This is a genomic window from Saccharopolyspora gregorii, from assembly GCF_024734405.1.
Lineage (GTDB): Bacteria > Actinomycetota > Actinomycetes > Mycobacteriales > Pseudonocardiaceae > Saccharopolyspora_C > Saccharopolyspora_C gregorii.
This window is the reverse complement of sequence record NZ_CP059556.1, coordinates 1399823-1418063: the sequence shown is the minus strand read 5'-3', so window position 1 is coordinate 1418063 and position 18241 is coordinate 1399823. Positions and strand designations below refer to the sequence as shown.

Below are 18241 nucleotides of genomic sequence, written 5' to 3'. Positions count from 1 at the left end.
AACGATCCCGCAGCGAGGGAACCGCTGAGGTTCCGCCACCGGCGCCACCGAGCAGAACGACCCACACACCAGAAACAGGAAAAAGCAGGGATGACACCCCCTGGTGGTCATCCCTGCTTCTCGTGCCTCCCCGTGTTCGCTGCGCGGCCGCACCCGTTCCGGCATTGCGCACAGCGATGCGAGCACCAAGTTAGTGATCTTGGTCGGGCGCGGTCGACAGACCACAGCAGGAAATCCGGGGTAAACCTACGTGGTAGTTAAACAAGGGTCCGGACTGACTGTTCCGCCCGTTCCGCCCGACTCGGCTCGACGGGCCTCGGCGGGGCTCGGCTCGTGGTCCGTGGCAGGCTGCTGGAATCAGCGGGCGCCCCGCGCGGTTGTACGTCGAGGTGCGCCGAGCGCACCGCGCGCCCACGACGAGCACGGGATGGACATGCCTCACTTCGACCTGATCATCATCGGCAGCGGCTCCGGCAACTCGATCCTCGACGAGCGGTTCGACGACTGGAACGTCGCCATCGTGGAGAAGGGCGTCGGCAGCACCGGGAACTACGGCGGCACCTGCCTGAACGTGGGCTGCATCCCGACGAAGATGTTCGTGCACACCGCGGACACGGCGTCGAGCCCCGGCGTGGGCGCGAAGCTGGGCGTGGACCTGGAGCTGCGGGACGTGCGCTGGCGCGAGATCCGGGACCGGATCTTCGGCCGCATCGACGCGATCTCCGACGGCGGCCGCCGCTACCGGGCCGAGGGCGGCTCCAACGTGACGCTGTTCCAGGGCGAGGCGCGCTTCACCGGCGTGAAGGAGCTCACCGTAGCGACCGCGGACGGCCCGGAGACGATCACCGCGGACCGGTTCGTGGTGGCGGCGGGCGGGCGCCCGACGGTGCCGGACCTGCCGGGCATCGAGCAGGTCGACTTCCACACCAGCGACAGCGTGATGCGGCTGGACGAACTGCCCCGCCGCATGATCATCCTGGGCAGCGGGTTCGTCGGCGCCGAGTTCGCGCACGTGTTCTCGGCGCTGGGCGTCGAGGTGACGGTGGTGGCCCGGTCCGGTGCGCTGCTGCGCGCCGAGGACGAGGACGTGGCGCAGCGGTTCACCGAGCTCGCCCAGGCCCGCTGGGACGTGCGGCTGAACCGGAAGCAGACGTCGGTGGAGCAGGACGGCGACGTGGTGCGGCTGCACCTGGACGGTCCCGACGGCCCGGAGGTCGTGGAGGCGGAGCAACTGCTGGTCGCGATCGGCCGCACCCCGAACTCGGACCTGATCGACGCGGCGGCCGGCGGCTTGAAGGTCCGCGAGGACGGCAAGGTCCAGGTGGACGCCGAGCAGCGGACCTCGGTGGACGGCGTGTGGGCGCTGGGCGACATCAGCTCGGACCACGAGCTCAAGCACGTCGCGAACCACGAGATGCGGGTGGTGCAGCACAACCTGCTGCACCCGGACGAGCTGATCGACTCGGACCACACCTACGTGCCGCACGCGGTGTTCTCCTCCCCGCAGATCGCGGCGGTCGGGCTGACCGAGCAGGAGGCCCGGGAGCGCGGCGTCGACTACGTCACGAAGATCCAGGCCTACGGCGACATCGCCTACGGCTGGGCGATGGAGGACTCCACCGGTTTCCTGAAGCTGCTGGCCGATCCGTCGGACGGCACGATCCTCGGCGCGCACATCATCGGCCCGCAGGCGCCGACCCTGCTCCAGCCGCTGATCCAGGCGATGCAGTTCGGCCTGGACGCGCGCACGATGGCCCGCGGCCAGTACTGGATCCACCCGGCGATGCCGGAGCTCATCGAGAACGCCCTGCTGGGCCTGGAACTGCAGCCGGAGTGACCGTGCGCCTGCTGCTGATCGCCGACACCCACCTGCCGAAGCGCGCGAAGGCGCTGCCCGAGCAGGTGTGGCAGGAGGTGGCGCGCGCCGACGTCGTCTTCCACGCCGGGGACTGGGTGGAGCCGCCGCTGCTGGACGAGCTGGAGTCCCGCAGCGCGCGGCTCGTCGGCGTCTTCGGCAACAACGACGGCGCGGAGCTGCGGCGCCGGTTGCCGGAGGTGGCGCGGGTCGAGCTGGCCGGCGTGCGCTTCGCGATGGTCCACGAGACGGGTGCGGCGCAGGGCCGGGAACGCCGCTGCGACCGGGACTTCCCGGACACCGACGTGCTGGTGTTCGGCCACAGCCACATCCCGTGGGATTCGACGACGCCGAACGGGGTGCGGCTGCTCAACCCCGGCTCCCCCACCGACCGCCGCCGCCAGCCGCACTGCACCTACCAGACGGCGGAGCTCACCGACGGGGTCCTGGCGGGCGTCGAACTCCACCGCCTGCCGCCGCGAACCTGAGCGGCGAGCGCCGGTTCCGCTAGCTCAGCGTCGCCAGGAACGCCGCCCAGGCGTCGTGGCGCACCGACAACTCGCCACCGTCCGGGTCCTTGGAATCCCGCACCGAAACGGACCGCTCGGTCAGGCGAACCTCGACGCAGGCGTTGGAGGAGGCCGAGCTGCGACTGCTCTTGAACCACCCGGTGTCGTAGCGCATCACTGTCAGCTCCTTCAGCTTCTCGATGAGCAAGGCACGAGCCGACGTGGCGGCCGGGCGAACGGTCCGTTCACCCGGTGACGTCGGGAGCGGTGAGGTGCCGGAGGAACGCCGACCAAGTCCGATGATCCACCGTGAAATCACCGCCGCTCGGGTCCTTCGAATCCCGCACCGACACCGCACGATCCGTCAGGCGGACCTCGACGCACTGCCCCTGCGCGGAACTGCGGCCGCTCTTGAACCACCCGGTGTCGTGACACCTCATGCGGGCTCCTCAACTAGTGATCCCATCGCACCCGATCGTCCACGACGATCCCGCCGACGCCCGGCCGTCACAGGCCCCAATCCCGTTGGATGAACGGTCCGTTCACCCGGTGACGTCGGGAGCGGTGAGGTGCCGGAGGAACGCCGACCAGGCCCGGTGATCGACCGTGAAGTCACCGCCGTACGGGTCTTTCGAATCCCGCACCGACACCGCCCGATCGGTCAACCTCACCTCGACGCAGGCGTTGGAAGAGGCCGCACTGCGGCTGCTTGTGAACCATCCGCTGTCGTAGGCCCTCACTTCAGCTCCTTCAGCTTCTCGATGAGCAAGGCACGAGCCGACTCCGAGTCCAGGGCGAGCTCGCGAACGCTCTCCCAAGCCCGGAGCATGGGAGCAGTTTCCAATTCTTGATCGTGGTAAGTACAGGGGCCGTGGGAAGTGGTGCAGGTCATGCGAGGTGCGTTCCCTGCGAAGTCCAATGTGATGAGACCGCCTCCAAGGAGGGGCTTGGAGGTAGCGGCCCGACTCAGCACTCGAACGCTCACCGACGGACGTTCACCTAGCTGGAGAAGGTGGAGGAGCTGGCCACGCATGATCTCCGGGCTCCCGACCACTTCCTCCAGCGCCGATTCGGTCAGCACGAAGTCGATCTGCTTCGGCTCCTCCGCCTCCAGCACGCGTCGCTGCTGCTGAAGCCGGAATGCGACTCTGCGCTCGATCTCGTCCTCCGACGCCTCCCACCAGATCCCATCGGCCGCGCGCATCAGCGCGACGATGTAGTCCTGCGACTGCGCGAGCCCCGGAACGATCCCGGTGTCGTAGAAGCCGATCGCGGCGGCATCGGCTTGCAGGTCGGCCAGCCGCTCGAACGACTTGGGCAGCTGGTCGGTGTAGCCCTTCCCGCGCTGCCGCTTCCGGGCCACCGCGCCCAACGCGAGCACGGTTTCCCGGTCGGCGTCGGACACTCCGTAGCGGTCGAGCAGCAACCCGAGCTCATCGATGCTCAGCGAGGCCTTCGCCGATTCGAGGTGGCTGATCCGGGTGTAGTGCCGGTTGATCGCGCGAGCCGCCTCTTGCTGGGACAGCCCTGCTTCACGTCGGAGTCGGCGGAGCGTCAGCCCCAGCTGGCGGCGCTCGACCGTTTGGCGGCCTGTGGGCACGAAATCTCCTCCGGCTGATCCATTGGCTACCTGATCAGGGGACCGACAATAGACCACAACCTGTGTTCTATTTATCCGGCAAGCCTAACTATGCGGCTTACATGAAGATCTTCCGTGAACTGTACCGATACACCGCAAACCAGGAGGAACCCGGATGCGCGAACAGCGAGCAGTCGAGAGCGACACCTACGTGTGCCTGTCCGAGCACGTGCGGATCTCCTACGAGATCGACACCGACCGCTCGGTGCAGCTGGACTTCCGGGGCCGCGGCGAGGACGGGCTGACGCTCAGCTTCAGCGAGGCGGCGTTCGGCGAGCTCACCCGGGCCGTGGGCCGCAGCAACGCGGAACTGCTCCGCCCGCCCTCCTGACACCGGGGCTGAACGGCGCACCCCCACCAACACGAGCGAACGGACCGTCCGTCCCACGAGAGGGACGAACGGTCCGTTCACTCAGTTCACCCTTCGAACCCGCCCGGCGAGCCTCGGTCGTTCCCTGTCAGCGGCGAAACCGCTGAGCAGCGCCCCAGCACGCAGCCCGAGCGCTCCGCGACCCGAGTTCAGAGACCCCGGTCAGATCGTGCGCGGGCGGCCGGCGAGCATGCCGACGACCGTCTGCACCACCACGATGATCAGCAACGCCACCAGCGACACCGCCCAGGCCGCCGTCACGTCGTGCAGCATCCCGAACAGGAACGGGCCCGAGGCGGCGATCAGGTAGCCGATGCTCTGCGCCATCGCCGAGAGCTGCCCGGTGTCGGCGGCGTTCCGGGTGCGCAGCGAGATCATCACCAGCGCCAGCGGGAACGCGCTCATCCCGATCCCGATCAGCACCGCCCACAGCACCGGTGCGGCCAGCGGCGCCATCAGCAGCCCCAGCAGCCCGGCGAACATGAGCACGCCCAGCAGCAGCGCCCATCCGGACTGCCCGCGGGTCCGCGTCACCAGCGGCGGCAGCACCATGTTGATCGGCACGCCGATCAGCAGCAGCGCGCCCAGCAGCGCCCCCGCCGAGGTCGCGTCCATGCCCGCGCCCTTGAACACCTCCGGCAGCCAGCCCATCACCACGTAGGCGACGGTCGACTGCATCGCGAAGTAGAACGTGATCAGCCAGGCCAGCGGGTTGCGCATCAGCGACCGGCGTTCGCCCTTCGGCGCCGCGACGGCCTTCGAGCCGTGTCCGCGGGTGCCGGGCACCCAGAGGCACAGCGCGGCCAGCGCCACGACCATCCACGTCGCCAGCGACAGCCGCCAGCTCCCGGTCGCCGAGTTCAGGTACGGGGTCAGCGCCGAACCGGACGCGCCACCGGCGGCCATCGCCGTCGTGTAGAGCCCGGTGGCCAAGCCGACGCGCCCGGGGAAGGACTCCTTCACCACCACGGGGATCAGCACGTTGCACATCGCGATCGACGCGCACACCAGCACGGTGCCCGCCAGCAGCGTCCACGGGCCACCGAGCACGCGGGCGATCATCGCGGCGGTCAGCAGCGCCAGCGAGGCGCCCACCACCCGGTTCATCCCCCACCGGCGGGCGAGCAGCGGCGCACCGATCCCGGCGAGGCCGAAGCACAGCGTCGGCACCGAGGTCACGATGCTCGCCCACGTGCTGCCCGCACCCAGCGAATCGCGGACCTCGCCGAGGATGGAGGCGAGGCTGGTGACGGCGGGCCGCATGTTCGCCGCGGCGAGCGCCACGCCCGCCAGCAGCAGGCCGCCGCCCGCGACGGCGCGGCCGCGGGGCGCCATCGTCTCGGCGGCGCCTTCGTTGACCAACGCCTCGGCCGCGGCCGGCCTGGAGGCGTCGTCGGCCGGGGTACCGGACACGGCGTGCGCCGCCGTCCTGGCATCCTGGTCGGTCACACGGTCGTCGGGAACTCGGTCGATCGGGGGCTGGGTGTGCGACTCAGGAGACATCGCCGCCTAGTATGGCAAACATAGGATGTTTGGATGAAAGGACCCTTCAGTGCCTTTGGTCACCACCCAGCGCACGGGTCTGGTCGAGCAGGTCATCGCGCAGATGCGCACCCTGGTGAGTTCCGGGGAATGGCCGCTGGGGGAACGCATCCCCACCGAATCCGAGCTCGTCACCGCCCTCGGTGTCGGCCGCAACACGGTCCGCGAGGCGGTTCGCGCCCTCGCCCACGCCGGCCTGCTGGAAGTGCGCCAAGGCGACGGGACCTTCGTCCGCGCCACCAACGAGCTCTCCGGTGCCGTGCGCCGCCTCTGCGGCTCCGAACTGCGCCGCATCCTCGAAGTGCGCCGCGCCCTGGAAGTCGAGGCCGCCCGGCTCGCCGCCGCCGCCCGCACCGACGAGGACCTCACCGAACTGGACGCGCTGCTGACGGCCCGCGACGCGGCGCTGGAGCAGCGGGACCCGGCACAGGTCGTCGACAAGGACACCCGGTTCCACCTGCGGCTCGTCGCCGCCTCGCACAACGTGCTGCTGATCGGGCTCTACGAGGGGATCAGCGAGGCGGTGCAGTCCAGCGTCGCCACCACCTTCGACCCGGCCTCGGTCACCCAGGTCTCGCACACCGCGCTGCTCGACGCGGTGCGCTCCGGCGACGCGCACCGGGCCGCGACCGAAGCGGGCGGCTTCCTCGACGAGCTGCTCGACTCGCTCAGCGCTCAGCCGGAGAAGCCGACCTCGCCCGGCGAGTAATCGGTCCCCACGTCGAACCCGGCGTCCGCGACCGCACCGCCGGCGATCGGCGCCAGCCACGCCGCGGTGAGCACGCCCGCGCTCACCACCTCCGGTGAGCGGCGGGAACCCGCGCGGTGCAGCGCCACCGACGGCGCCCCGAACCGGGTGATGACGATCTCCTCCCCCGATTCCACGCGGTCCAGCAGCTCCGGCAGCCGCGCCTGCGCTTCGTCCGCGGAGAATTCAGTCGCCATGCCCACGACGTTACCCGCGTCACTCCCCCGCACGCATCGCCGCGGGACCGATCACCGGCAACCCGCACGGCGCACCGCGGTCCAGCAGCCGCCGCAGCGCACCGGTGTCCAGGTGCCGCTCCACCAGATCGCCGAGCAGGTCCAGCTGCCCCTCGCGCAGCGCCGCGAACGACACGTCCGGCGCGGCGGTGAACCCGTCCCGCCCCGCCTGCGCGGCGACGTGCGCGAGGAACCGGCGGCGGAACGCGTCGTTCTCGAACAGCCCGTGCCAGTGCGTGCCCGCCACCGCACCGTCCACCGCGCCTTCCGGGCCCGACCCGGTCTCCAGCAGCGGCGTCAGCGCGTCGCCCGGCCGCACCGGGACGCCGTGGTGGATCTCGTAGCCGGTGACCGGTTCGCCGAAGGCGGTGCCGCTCGGCGTGCGCAGCGTCTTCTCCGCCGCGAACTCGATCTCCACGTCGAGCAGGCCCAGCCCGTCCACGACACCGCCGCCGGACTCCACCTCGTCGGTGATCCGCCGCGACAGCATCTGGAAACCACCGCAGATCCCGAACACCGGCAGCCCCGCCCGCGCGTGCGCGAGCACCGCGTCCGCCAGCCCGGTGCGGTGCAGCCACGCCAGGTCCGAGACGGTCGCCTTCGACCCGGGCAGCACCACCAGGTCCGCGTCGGTCAGCCGCGACGGCTCGGTCACGAACCGCACCGCCACGCCCGGTTCCGCGGCCAGCGCCTCGATGTCGGTGGCGTTCGAGATGCGCGGCAGCTTCGGCACCGCCACCCGCAGCCACTGGTCACCGCGCGGCGGCGCCGGGCTGCCCACCACGCCGTCGGCGACGTAGGACAGCGAGTCCTCCGCGTCCAGCCACAGCTCCTCCGACCACGGCAGCACACCCTGCACCGGGCGCCCGGTCAGCGCCTTCACCTGCGCCAGCCCGGATTCGAGCAGCGCCGGATCGCCCCGGAACTTGTTGATCACGAAGCCGGTGACCAGCGCCTGGTCCGCCGCGTCCAGCAGCGCCAAGGTGCCGTAGAGCGCGGCGAACACCCCGCCCCGGTCGATGTCGCCGACCACCAGCACCGGCAAGCCCGCCGCCTGCGCCAACCCCATGTTCGCGATGTCGGTGGCCCGCAGGTTGATCTCCGCGGGCGACCCGGCGCCCTCGCAGATCACCTGGTCGTACTCGCCGCGCAGCTCCTGCAACGTCGCCGACACGACCTCCAGCAGGGCCGCCTTGCGCTCCCGGTACGACAGCGCCGTGACCTCCCCGGCGACCCGGCCCAGCACCACGACCTGCGAGGTGCGGTCCCCGCCCGGCTTGAGCAGCACCGGGTTGAATCGCACCGACGGCGCCAGCCCGCACGCCGCGGCCTGCACCGCCTGCGCGCGGCCGATCTCGCCGCCGTCCGGGCACACCACGGAGTTGTTCGACATGTTCTGCGCCTTGAACGGCGCCACCCGAACGCCCTCCCGCGCCAGCCACCGGCAGATGCCGGCGACCAGCACGCTCTTGCCCGCGTCCGAGGTCGTGCCCGCGACGAGCAACCCGCTCACGGCAGGGTGAGGATCTCGTTGCCGTCTTCGGTGATCAAGATGGTGTGCTCGAACTGGGCGGTCCACGACTTGTCCTGCGTGGTCACCGTCCAGCCGTCCTCCCACAGGTCGTACTCGTGGGTGCCGAGCGTGATCATCGGCTCGATGGTGAACGTCATGCCCGGCTCCAGCACCGTCTGCACCGACGGCTCGTCGTAGTGCAGCACCACCAGCCCGGAGTGGAACGAACGCCCGATGCCGTGCCCGGTGAAGTCGCGCACCACGCCGTAGCCGAACCGCTTCGCGTAGGACTCGATGACGCGGCCCACCACGTTGAGCTGGCGGCCCGGCTTCGCCGCCTTGATGCCGCGCATCGTGGCCTCGTGGGTCCGCTCCACCAGCAGCCGCACCTCCTCGGAGGCCTCGCCCGCGATGAAGGTCGCGTTCGTGTCGCCGTGCACGCCGCCGACGAACCCGGTGACGTCGACGTTGACGATGTCGCCGTCCTCGATCACCGTCGAGTCCGGGATGCCGTGGCAGATCACCTCGTTCAGCGAGGTGCAGCAGGACTTCGGGAAACCGCGGTAGCCGAGCGTCGACGGGTACACCCCGTGGTCCACGAAGAACTCGTGCACCACCTCGTCCACGCGGTCGGTGGTCACGCCCGGCTGGACCGTCTTGCCCGCCAGCTCCAGCGCCTGCGCGGCCAGCCTGCCCGCCACGCGCATCGCCTCGATCACCTCGGGCGGCTGCACGTCCGGGTCGGTGTTGCGCCGCGGAGCGGGCTTGTCGACGTACTCGGGCCGCTCGATCGTCACCGGCACCGGCCGGCGGGGCGTCTGGACTCCTGGCTGCAACGGTGCGCGTACGGGCATGCCCTTCACTCTAGAGCGTGCCACTCGGCCCCGACCGCCCCGCCCCGGGCACGATCTCCGCTGGTCAAGCCCCCGGTGATGCGGTGGCGAGACCTTCCTCCGCGGCGGCGGCCAGCAGCGCCCCGTCGTAGGAGACGTAGGCGTGCAGGCCTTCGCGGAGCTTGCAGGCGGAGGCGAGGTGGATCGCCTCCAGCGGGCTCACCCGCGACCGCAGCGCCGCCGCGCCGTCCAGCACGTCCTGCTTCACCGGCAGCCGGTCCAGCTTCGACAGGACGATCGTGGCCAGGTCCTCGATGGCCGGTCCCTGCTCGCGGAACGTGCGCAGCACGTCCACCTGGGAGATGGCGCTGGTGATGCGGGGCTGCTCCAGGCGGGCCCGCACCCATTCGCTCAGCGCCACGCTCTCCGGCTCGGGCGCGATCAGCTTCACCAGCGCGGAGGAATCGAAGTAGATCAATGCCGCTCCCGTTCACCTCGGTCGTCGCCGAGCGGACCGTCCGCGTCGAGCGGTTCCGGCAGCTCACCGCCGTCGCCGGGGATGAGCTCCCCGGCGGCGATCAGCTCGTCGTAGAGCGAGCGCTCGCGCGACGGCGGGTTGAGCACCGCGACCGTGCGTCCGCGATCGGTGATCAGGATCGATTCCCCGGTCGCCACCCGGCGCAGGTACCGGCTGGCGTTCTGCCGCAGCTCGCGCACCCCGATCCGCTCCATGCGCTACAAAGTAGCACCTGAAGATCGACCGCGGACTCACTCGAACGGATGATCTCGACGTCCGCCGCGCGGCCGGTCAGGGCACGTTCGACAGGAAGCTCTGCGCGACCTGCACCGCGGGCTTGGACTCGCCCGAGTCCTCCAGCAGCACCGCGAACGCCAGGTCGTCGCGGTAGCCGACGAACCAGCCGTGCGAATGCGTGCCGTCGCCGAACTGCGCGGTGCCGGTCTTGCCCGCGACCTCGCCCTCCCCGGCTACGGCGGTGGCCGTCCCGGACAGCACGACCTCCCGCATCATCGGCCGCAACTGGTCCAGGACCTGCGGCGACAGCGGCTCGACCTGCGAATCGGCCTTCGTCTCGGCGCCCTCGATCAGCTTCGGGGTGGGCATCGACCCGTTCGCGACCGTCGCCGAGGCCAGCGCCATCCCGAACGGGCTGGTCAGCACGGTGCCCTGCCCGAAGCCGTTCGCGGCGCGGCCGGTGGTGTTCTCCCCGGGCGGCGCCTGGCCGGTGATCGTGGTGATGCCCGGGACCTCGAAGTCGACGCCGATGCCGAGCCGCTTCGCCATGTCGGTCAGCGCCTGCGCGGGCAGATCCACCGCGAGCTGCGCGAACGTGGTGTTGCAGGACTTCGCGAACGCGGTGCGCAACGGCACGACGCCCAGGTCGAAGTCCTTGTCGTTCGGGATGGTGCGGCCGTCGAAGACCTTGCTGGCCGGGCACTCCACCGGCTGGTCGACGGTCACCTTGCCCGCCTCCAGGCCCGCCGCCGCGGTCATGATCTTGAAGGTGGATCCGGGCGGGAACTGGCCGGTCAGCGCCGGGGCGCCCTGGGCGTCGGCCGGGTCGTTCTGCGCGACCGCCAGCACGTCGCCGGTGGAGGGCTGCATCGCGACGATCATCGCGGCCTGCGGCACCGGGTCCAGGGCTTGTTCCGCGGCCCGCTGGGTCCGGTCGCTGAGCGTGGTGCGCACCTGGTCCACCGGCCGGATCGGCTGCTCCTGGAGGACCTCGATCGGGGCACCGTTCGCGTCCGCGGTGTGCACGTTCCAGCCCGCGTTCGCGGTGATCTGCTCGTCGACCTGCTCGGACACCCCGGACAGGGCTTGCGCGGCGTACCCGCGCTCCTCGGCGACCAGCTTCGTCTGCGCCGGGAACCGCACCCCGGGCAGGTCGTAGATCGCCGGGCGCACCCGGTCGTAGTCGTCCTGGCGCAGCGACACCACCACGTACGGCTGGCCGGCTTCGGTGGCGTTCACGCCGTCGACGATGGTCTGCCGGGTGATCTCCGGGTCCACCGGCTGCAACCCGGCGGCGAGCTGCTCGGCCACGCCGGGCAGGTCGCCCGCGGCCTGCGGGTCGAGGGTGACGGTGACGATCTGCTCGGGCCGCATCAGCTCGGTGCCTTCGCGGTCGAGCACCGGCCGCGGTTCCGGGCGCTGCTCGTCGAACGCGAGCCGCTGGCCGTCGGCGAGCTTCGGGTGCAGCACCGACGGCGCCCAGTGCACCTTCCAGCCCTGGTCGGATTCGCTGAGCTCCAGCGCGCCCCGGTACTGCCAGGCGCGACCGTCACCGAGGTCCCAGTTCGCGTCGAAGGTGGCGCGGGCGGGGGCGCCGCCCTCGTCCTCGACGACCTGGGTCACGTTGAAGTCGATCGCGCGCGGGGACAGCTCGCCGCGCGCGTCGTCCAGGGCCTGCCGGGCCTTCTCCGGGGCGTCGGTCCGGCCGGCCGCACCCGCGGTGTCCCCGGCGGCGACGGTGTTCAGGAACGCCGTGGCGACCTCTTGGGCGGACGGCCCGGAATCGAACAGGCCGCAACCCGAGACGGGCAGGGTCATCGCCAGTCCGGTGCACACGGCGAGCAGCCTCGCCCGCGGGCGCCGCTGGGGGAAGATCCGTGAAGAACGCACCCCCGGAAGTATGCCTAAGACGATGACAGCTCCGAACCCACCACCCGTTCGCCCGGACGAGGTTGGCCCGTTCGCGCAACTCGTGGGGTCCGAAGGGGCAACGCCGTCCCGCGATCGGCGGCCGCGTCCGGCCGGTGGCGGCGGCGCCGGGACTCCCGCCCGGGCTCAGAGCAAGATCGTGCTGAAGGTGCCTAACTGCTGGAAACCGACCTTGTTGTAGGCGATCCGGGCGGCGATGTTGAACCCGTTGACGTAGAGGCTCGCGGCGCGCCCCAGCCCGCGGACGAGGCGGTCGGCGACGGCGGCGGTGCCCGCGGTGCCGAGCCCGGAGCTGCGCTTGTCCGGGTGCACCCACACCCCTTGGATCTGGCCGGCGGCCTGGGACATCGCGCCGATCTCCGCCTTGAACACGACTTCGCCGTTCTCGAACCGGGCGAAGGCGCGACCGGCGGCGATCAGCTCGGCGACGCGCGCCCGGTACCCGGCGGCACCCCCGTCCCGGGACGGGTCGATGCCGACCTCCTCGGTGAACATGGCGATCGCGGCGGGCAGGTACCGGTCCAGCTCGTCCGGCCGGACCTGGCGCACCTGCTGGTCGGGGCGGACGGCCGGGGCACCGGTGAGCACCAGCAGCGGCTGCTCCTCGCGGATCTCCCGCGCGGGCCCCCACTGGCCGGCGAGCTCGTCCCACAGCGCCAGCACCTGCTCGGCGGGACCGACGAGCGAGGAGCACACCCGGCGGCGGCGCAGCACCCGGTCGGCGAAGGCGCGCATCGCGTCGGGCCCGCCGGACAACGGGATCAGGTTGACGCCGGAGAAGCAGAGCCCTTCGAGCCTGCTGCCGTAGCCCCACACCTCGGCGCCGAGCCTGCTGGGCCGCAGTCCCGCCGCTTCGACGCGGGAGGCCACCATGCAGGCCGCGACCGGGTCCCTGCCCAGCGCGGTGCGGACCTGGGCCGCGTCCCGATCCTCCAGCAGGCGGGCTCCGACGAGCTTCAGCACGGGTAAAGACTGCCAGACCGGACCGCTCGCAGGCTCCCCTACCCGACGTACCCAGCACAATCCCTCCGGGTATCACCCGGATGGCGCAGCGACGGCGCGGTCATTGGGGCCACCGATGACGCTCCGTGCCGAGCAGCCCGCCCCTGACTGCGGACGAACCGCCCACGAACGAGCCAGGCCCGCCGGATCTCCCGACGGGCCTGCAGTGCTCCGCGGACATCAGACGACCACGGTCGCGGCGGATCGCTCCCGCCGCGGGCCCGCGGGCCTGGTCAGCCGACGGTGACGACGGGGGCGCCCTCGCCCTGATCCTCGGCGCCCTCCATCGTCTCGGCGATGCGCATGGCCTCCTCGATCAGCGTCTCCACGATCTTGGCCTCGGGCACGGTCTTGATGACCTCGCCCTTGACGAAGATCTGGCCCTTGCCGTTGCCGGAGGCGACGCCGAGGTCGGCTTCCCGGGCCTCGCCGGGGCCGTTCACGACGCAGCCCATGACGGCGACGCGCAGCGGCACCTCCATGCCCTCCAGCCCGGCGGTGACCTCCTCGGCGAGGGTGTAGACGTCGACCTGGGCGCGACCGCAGGACGGGCAGGAGACGATCTCCAGCTTGCGCGGGCGCAGGTTCAGCGACTGCAGGATCTGGGTGCCGACCTTGATCTCCTCGACCGGCGGCGCGGACAACGAGACGCGGATCGTGTCCCCGATGCCCTGGCGCAGCAGCGAGCCGAACGCGACCGCCGACTTGATCGTGCCCTGGAACGCGGGACCGGCCTCGGTGACGCCGAGGTGCAGCGGGTAGTCGCACTGCTCGGCGAGGATCTCGTAGGCGCGCACCATCACGACCGGGTCGTTGTGCTTCACCGAGATCTTGATGTCGTGGAAGTCGTGCTCGGCGAACAGGCCCGCTTCCCACATGGCCGATTCGGCCAGCGCCTCCGGCACGGCCTTGCCGTACTTCTTCATCAGCCGCGGGTCGAGGGAACCGGCGTTGACGCCGATCCGGATCGGCGTGCCGTGGTCCTTGGCGGCCTGCGCGATCTCCTTGACCTGGTCGTCGAACTTGCGGATGTTGCCCGGGTTGACCCGGACGGCCGCGCAGCCCGCTTCGATGGCCGCGAACACGTACTTCGGCTGGAAGTGGATGTCGGCGATCACCGGGATCTTGGACTTCTGCGCGATCGCGGGCAGGGCTTCCGCGTCGTCGGCGCTCGGGCAGGCCACCCGCACGATGTCGCAGCCGGACGCGGTGAGCTCCGCGATCTGCTGCAGCGTGCCGTTGATGTCGGCGGTGTTGGTGGTGGTCATGCTCTGCACGGAGATGGGGTGGTCGCTGCCCACTCCGACCGCACCGACCTGCAGTTGCCGGGTCTTGCGCCGTTCGCCCAGTGTCGGGGCGGGTGCTGCGGGCATGCCCAGATCGACGGTCATCGATTCCTCTCCACCTTTGCGCTGCGCGGATGCGCTCGTGAGTGTCAGCGGGACGAGGCGGTTCCTACCGCGCCCCGCGGCCGGAACGGCTCGGCGACGAGCCCGTCACCACCGCTCCGGGAAAGCCCCCGGGTGGCCTTCCGGGTACCCGGCGCACGCCGTTCCCCGAACCACGATACCGATAGCCACTCCCCCGGACGGGCAAGGTTCACCCCTGGACTGATCACCTGGCGTGATCGACGGAGGGCACTCGGCGCGATGCCGCCCGGGGTTCACCGGCGGTTCACCCGGCAGCGCTACATCAGCGTCACCGGGTTCACCACGTCGGCGACGAGCACCAGCAGCGAATAGGCGATGAAGATCAACGTCACGCCGTAGGCCAGCGGCATCAGCCGCGCCGTGTCGAACGGGCCCGGGTCCGGCCTGCGCACCAGCTTCGCGAAGCCGCGGCGCACCGACTCCCACAGCGCACCGGCGATGTGCCCGCCGTCCAGCGGCAGGATCGGCAGCATGTTCATCACGAACAGCGAGAGGTTCACCGCGGCCAGCAGGTTCAGCATCGTGATCAGCCGGGCGCCCACCGACACCTGGTCCATCGACAGCACCTCGCCGCCGATGCGGCTGGCGCCGACGATGCCCACCGGCGAATCCGCGGACCGCTCCTGACCGCCGATGGCCGAGATGAGGTCCGGCACCCGCTGCGGCAGCTCCACGATCTTCTGCGCGGTGAGGCTGACGAACCCGCCGATCGTGCGGACCACGCCGCCGACGTCCTGGCGGACCATGACCTGGTCCGGGCTGAGCCCGAGGAATCCGACGACCTCGGTCCGCTTCGGGTCGTCCAGCGCGGGCCGCCTGTCCTGGATCAGGTCGGCGTGCAGGGTGAGGCGCTGGTCACCGCGTTCCACGACGATCGGGACCGAGCCGGCGGAGCCGCGGATGGCCTTCTGCAGCTCCGTCCACGAGCCGTAGGGCTTGCCGTCGAACTCGACGATCTTGTCTCCGGGCCGGAACCCGGCGGCCGCGGCGGGCGACGGCGGCGCCCCCGGCGGGCAGGTGCCCTTGTCCTGCGCGTCGGCGGACACCACGCACTCGCTGATCGACGAGACCGAGGTGGTGAGCTCGGCCTTGCCGTAGCCCATCAGGATCCCGGCGAAGATGAGCACCGCGAGGATCAGGTTCATGATCGGCCCGGCGGCCATCACGATGATCCGCTTCCACGGTTTGCGCTGGTAGAACTGCCGGTGCGCGTCCTCGGGGGTGACCTCCTCGGCCGCGGCCTCCCGGGCGTCCTCGATCATCACCCGCCACGGCGCGGAGGAGGCGGTGCGCCCGTACTCCTCGTCCCGCTTCGGCGGGAACATGCCGATCATGCGGATGAAGCCGCCGAACGGGATCAGCTTCACCCCGTACTCGGTCTCCGCCGTCTTGCGCGACCAGACGGTCCGGCCGAAGCCGACCATGTACTGGGTGACCTTGACGCCGAACATCTTCGCGGTGAGCAGGTGACCGAGCTCATGCCAGGCGATGGACAGCAGCAGTCCGACGAAGAACAGGACGATGCCGACGATGACCAGCATCACTGCACCTTCCCTGCCGCTACGAGCTCGCGGGATTTCACTCGGGCCCACTCCTCTGCTGCGAAGACCTCGTCCACGCCCTGCGGTTCACCGCGCCACTGGTCGGCCGCCGCGAGGGTCCGCTCCACAGTCTGCACGATGCCGGTGAAACCACTGTTCCCTCCGACGAACGCGGCCAGCGCCTCCTCGTTCGCCGCGTTGAAGATCGCGGGCAGGCAGCCGCCGGTGGAACCGGCGTGCCGGGCCAGCGAGACCGCGGGGAACGCCTCGTCGTCGAGCGGTTCGAACGTCCACGAGGACGCCTCGGTGAACGACAGCGGCGGCGCGGCCTTCGCGATCCGGTTCGGCCAGTCCAGGCCGAGCGCGATCGGCAGCCGCATGTTCGGCGGGCTGGCCTGCGCCAGCGTCGAGCCGTCCACGAAGGTGACCATCGAGTGCACGATCGACTGCGGGTGCACCACCACGTCGATCCGGTCGTAGCCGACGTCGAACAGCAGCCGCGCCTCGATCAGCTCCAGGCCCTTGTTCACCAGCGTCGCCGAGTTGATCGTGACGACGGTGCCCATCGCCCAGGTCGGGTGCTTGAGCGCCTGCTCCAGCGTGACGCCTTCCAGCTCCGCGCGGCTGCGGCCGCGGAACGGCCCGCCCGAGGCGGTCAGCACCAGCCGGTCCACCTCGTCGGCCCGGCCGCCCGCCAGGCACTGCGCCAGCGCGGAGTGCTCGGAGTCCACCGGCACGATCTGGCCGGGCTTCGCCGCCCGCAGCACCAGCGAGCCACCCGCGACCAGCGATTCCTTGTTCGCCAGCGCCAGCGTCGCGCCCGTCTCCAGCGCGGCCAGGGTCGGCTTCAGCCCGCGCGAGCCGTCCACCGCGTTGAGCACCACGTCGGCCGGGGTGCTCTGCACCAGCTCGGTCGTCGAGTCCGGCCCGGCCAGCAGCCGCGGCATCCGGAACCCGCCGCGGGAGTAGCCGAGGCGCTGCGCCTCCGCGTACAGCGCGAGCTGCACGTCCTCGGCCGCGGTGCCCTTGGCCACGGCGACCGCCTCGACGTCGAACTCCAGCGCCTGCGCGGCCAGCGCGGCCGGGTCGCTGCCCCCGGCGGCGAGGCCGGCGACGCGGAACCGGCCGGGGTCGTTCCGGATCACGTCCAGCGCCTGGGTCCCGATCGACCCCGTGGAACCGAGGATCAGCACGCTGCGCGGAGTCCCGCGCGCGGCGTTCGACTCGGCGGTGCCTGCCTGGCCGCTCGCGGGGACGGGGGATTCGGGGCGCGCGCTCGAAGCGGGGGTCGCGGTGTCCATCACCGCCCATTCTCCCCGAAGCAGGTGGTCGCCGGTCGCTCGCGGTGCGCGAATCCGCGATCAGCGTCACGATCGGGGGGTAGGCCCCGAGCACCGGACGCCTGAACCAGCGGTCCGCGCCGCTGGCACAGCGTTCACACACCAGGCAGGAAGGGGTAGCGCCATGGGCATCATCGGATGGATCGTTCTCGGGCTCATCGTGGGCGCCATCGCCAAATTGATCATGCCGGGCAAGGATCCGGGCGGGATCCTCGTCACCTTGCTGCTGGGCGTGGTCGGGGCTTTCGTCGGTGGCCTGATCGGGAACTGGGTGTTCCACGTCGGACTGGGCAGCTTCTGGTCGTGGCGGACGTGGCTGCTGGCCATCGTGGGCGCGATCATCGTGCTGGGCATCTACCGGTTGATCGTCAGCAGGACCGGGAAGGCCGCCAAGGGGGGCTAGCGCTCTCCGTCCACTCCCAGGAAGCCGCGGAACGGGTTCGCCCGTTCCGCGGCTTTGCGCTGTGCCGGGGCTGCGCCACCAGCGCACCGGCGCGCGCTCGCGCTATGCGAAGATGGGCTACGCGTGGCGCGTGCCGCGCCGAGTAGCAGGTTCAACCGCCCCGGTGGCGGGTTGTGGCGCAGGAGGGTACGTGGCGAGCACGGAACTGGACACCAAGCCCAGTCAGGCCATCGACCCGGCAGACGAGCCGTCGGTCGAGTGGGGCTGGCACGGCGGGTTTCCCAAGGGCACCCAGATCGCCGGCTGGTTCACCGTCTTCGCCCTGCTGATCATGCTGGTGGGCAACCACCAGGGCATCCTCAGCGGCGGCCACGCCTTCAAGACCGAGGACATCTGGCTGATCGGCATCGCCGTGATCGTCGCGATCGGCCTGCTGGCCGACCTGCGCCGCCGCCGCAAGGGCTTCCGCCGCTGACGCGGTGCGTCACCCGGGGACTTGCCCCGGTTGGGACGTTCGAGTGGCGCCCGGCACCCGCTCGGCGGAGCGGCCCCCGACCCGACCTGCGATGATGATCAGCGGTTGAGCAGAGGTCGCCC

The 18241-nt window shown here is 71.0% G+C and carries 21 protein-coding genes; 6 read left to right on the top strand and 15 right to left on the bottom strand.

Features of this window, described 5'->3' with window-relative positions:
- Positions 1–433: 433 nt before the first annotated feature.
- Both H1226_RS06200 and H1226_RS06195 read left to right on the top strand, forming a co-directional pair.
- Positions 434–1837 (top strand): mycothione reductase, encoded by a 1404-nt coding sequence (locus H1226_RS06200; protein ID WP_258349355.1) that lies wholly within the window; start codon positions 434–436, stop codon positions 1835–1837.
- A 2-nt stretch (positions 1838–1839) separates the two neighbouring features.
- A complete protein-coding gene (locus tag H1226_RS06195; protein ID WP_258347800.1) occupies positions 1840–2343 on the top strand; it encodes a metallophosphoesterase family protein in 504 nt (167 codons plus the stop codon).
- A 19-nt stretch (positions 2344–2362) separates the two neighbouring features.
- Here H1226_RS06195 and H1226_RS06190 read toward each other — a convergent pair whose 3' ends face one another.
- From H1226_RS06190 to H1226_RS06175, 4 genes are all read right to left on the bottom strand, one after another.
- Positions 2363–2572 (bottom strand): DUF397 domain-containing protein, encoded by a 210-nt coding sequence (locus H1226_RS06190; RefSeq protein ID WP_373690019.1) that lies wholly within the window; start codon positions 2570–2572, stop codon positions 2363–2365.
- A 37-nt stretch (positions 2573–2609) separates the two neighbouring features.
- Positions 2610–2804 (bottom strand): DUF397 domain-containing protein, encoded by a 195-nt coding sequence (locus H1226_RS06185; RefSeq protein ID WP_258347798.1) that lies wholly within the window; start codon positions 2802–2804, stop codon positions 2610–2612.
- A 102-nt stretch (positions 2805–2906) separates the two neighbouring features.
- Positions 2907–3104, bottom strand: coding sequence for a DUF397 domain-containing protein (locus H1226_RS06180; protein WP_258347797.1), 198 nt, complete (start codon positions 3102–3104; stop codon positions 2907–2909).
- Positions 3101–3964, bottom strand: a complete 864-nt coding sequence (locus H1226_RS06175) for a helix-turn-helix domain-containing protein (protein WP_224956825.1) — start codon at positions 3962–3964, stop codon at positions 3101–3103. The genes H1226_RS06180 and H1226_RS06175 overlap by 4 nt, the downstream gene beginning before the upstream one ends.
- Before the next feature lie 154 nt (positions 3965–4118).
- On the opposite strand from H1226_RS06175, the gene H1226_RS06170 reads away from it, so the two are divergent.
- Complete coding sequence (locus H1226_RS06170) at positions 4119–4334, top strand: hypothetical protein (protein WP_224956826.1); 216 nt, start codon at positions 4119–4121, stop codon at positions 4332–4334.
- 201 nt (positions 4335–4535) lie between these two features.
- Here H1226_RS06170 and H1226_RS06165 read toward each other — a convergent pair whose 3' ends face one another.
- Positions 4536–5822, bottom strand: a complete 1287-nt coding sequence (locus H1226_RS06165) for a CynX/NimT family MFS transporter (protein ID WP_224956827.1) — start codon at positions 5820–5822, stop codon at positions 4536–4538.
- Positions 5823–5925: 103 nt separating this feature from the next.
- On the opposite strand from H1226_RS06165, the gene H1226_RS06160 reads away from it, so the two are divergent.
- The gene (locus tag H1226_RS06160) at positions 5926–6624 is read left to right on the top strand and encodes a FadR/GntR family transcriptional regulator (RefSeq protein ID WP_224966995.1); all 699 of its coding nucleotides are present in this window, start codon (positions 5926–5928) and stop codon (positions 6622–6624) included.
- Here H1226_RS06160 and H1226_RS06155 read toward each other — a convergent pair.
- The 10 genes from H1226_RS06155 to dxr all read right to left on the bottom strand — a co-directional run bounded on the left by H1226_RS06155 (position 6591) and on the right by dxr (position 17202).
- Complete coding sequence (locus tag H1226_RS06155; protein ID WP_225044738.1) at positions 6591–6860, bottom strand: type II toxin-antitoxin system Phd/YefM family antitoxin; 270 nt, start codon at positions 6858–6860, stop codon at positions 6591–6593. The genes H1226_RS06160 and H1226_RS06155 overlap by 34 nt on opposite strands.
- A gap of 19 nt (positions 6861–6879) precedes the next feature.
- On the bottom strand, positions 6880–8412 hold the full coding sequence (locus tag H1226_RS06150) for a cobyric acid synthase (protein WP_225044739.1): 1533 nt from the start codon (positions 8410–8412) through the stop codon (positions 6880–6882).
- Positions 8409–9266, bottom strand: a complete 858-nt coding sequence (map, locus tag H1226_RS06145; RefSeq protein WP_224956831.1) for a type I methionyl aminopeptidase — start codon at positions 9264–9266, stop codon at positions 8409–8411. The genes H1226_RS06150 and map overlap by 4 nt, the downstream gene beginning before the upstream one ends.
- Before the next feature lie 64 nt (positions 9267–9330).
- Positions 9331–9723 (bottom strand): PIN domain-containing protein, encoded by a 393-nt coding sequence (locus H1226_RS06140; RefSeq protein ID WP_224956832.1) that lies wholly within the window; start codon positions 9721–9723, stop codon positions 9331–9333.
- Complete coding sequence (locus H1226_RS06135) at positions 9720–9977, bottom strand: type II toxin-antitoxin system Phd/YefM family antitoxin (protein WP_224956833.1); 258 nt, start codon at positions 9975–9977, stop codon at positions 9720–9722. The genes H1226_RS06140 and H1226_RS06135 overlap by 4 nt, the downstream gene beginning before the upstream one ends.
- A 76-nt stretch (positions 9978–10053) precedes the next feature.
- Positions 10054–11817 carry a penicillin-binding transpeptidase domain-containing protein gene (locus H1226_RS06130; protein ID WP_258349353.1) on the bottom strand — a complete coding sequence of 588 codons (1764 nt, stop codon included), beginning with the start codon at positions 11815–11817 and terminating at the stop codon, positions 10054–10056.
- 237 nt (positions 11818–12054) lie between these two features.
- Positions 12055–12891: a GNAT family N-acetyltransferase gene (locus H1226_RS06125; protein WP_258347793.1), complete on the bottom strand. Its 837-nt coding sequence runs from the start codon at positions 12889–12891 to the stop codon at positions 12055–12057.
- A gap of 272 nt (positions 12892–13163) precedes the next feature.
- Positions 13164–14321 carry a flavodoxin-dependent (E)-4-hydroxy-3-methylbut-2-enyl-diphosphate synthase gene (gene ispG, locus H1226_RS06120; protein WP_258347791.1) on the bottom strand — a complete coding sequence of 386 codons (1158 nt, stop codon included), beginning with the start codon at positions 14319–14321 and terminating at the stop codon, positions 13164–13166.
- A 296-nt stretch (positions 14322–14617) separates the two neighbouring features.
- The gene (locus H1226_RS06115; protein WP_258347790.1) at positions 14618–15901 is read right to left on the bottom strand and encodes a M50 family metallopeptidase; all 1284 of its coding nucleotides are present in this window, start codon (positions 15899–15901) and stop codon (positions 14618–14620) included.
- A complete protein-coding gene (dxr, locus tag H1226_RS06110) occupies positions 15901–17202 on the bottom strand; it encodes a 1-deoxy-D-xylulose-5-phosphate reductoisomerase (protein WP_258347788.1) in 1302 nt (433 codons plus the stop codon). The genes H1226_RS06115 and dxr overlap by 1 nt, the downstream gene beginning before the upstream one ends.
- A gap of 163 nt (positions 17203–17365) precedes the next feature.
- Between dxr and H1226_RS06105 the strand changes: the two genes are divergently transcribed.
- Positions 17366–17644, top strand: coding sequence for a GlsB/YeaQ/YmgE family stress response membrane protein (locus H1226_RS06105; RefSeq protein ID WP_224956838.1), 279 nt, complete (start codon positions 17366–17368; stop codon positions 17642–17644).
- Positions 17645–17834: 190 nt separating this feature from the next.
- Positions 17835–18119, top strand: coding sequence for a DUF2631 domain-containing protein (locus H1226_RS06100; protein WP_224963274.1), 285 nt, complete (start codon positions 17835–17837; stop codon positions 18117–18119).
- Positions 18120–18241 lie beyond the last annotated feature (122 nt).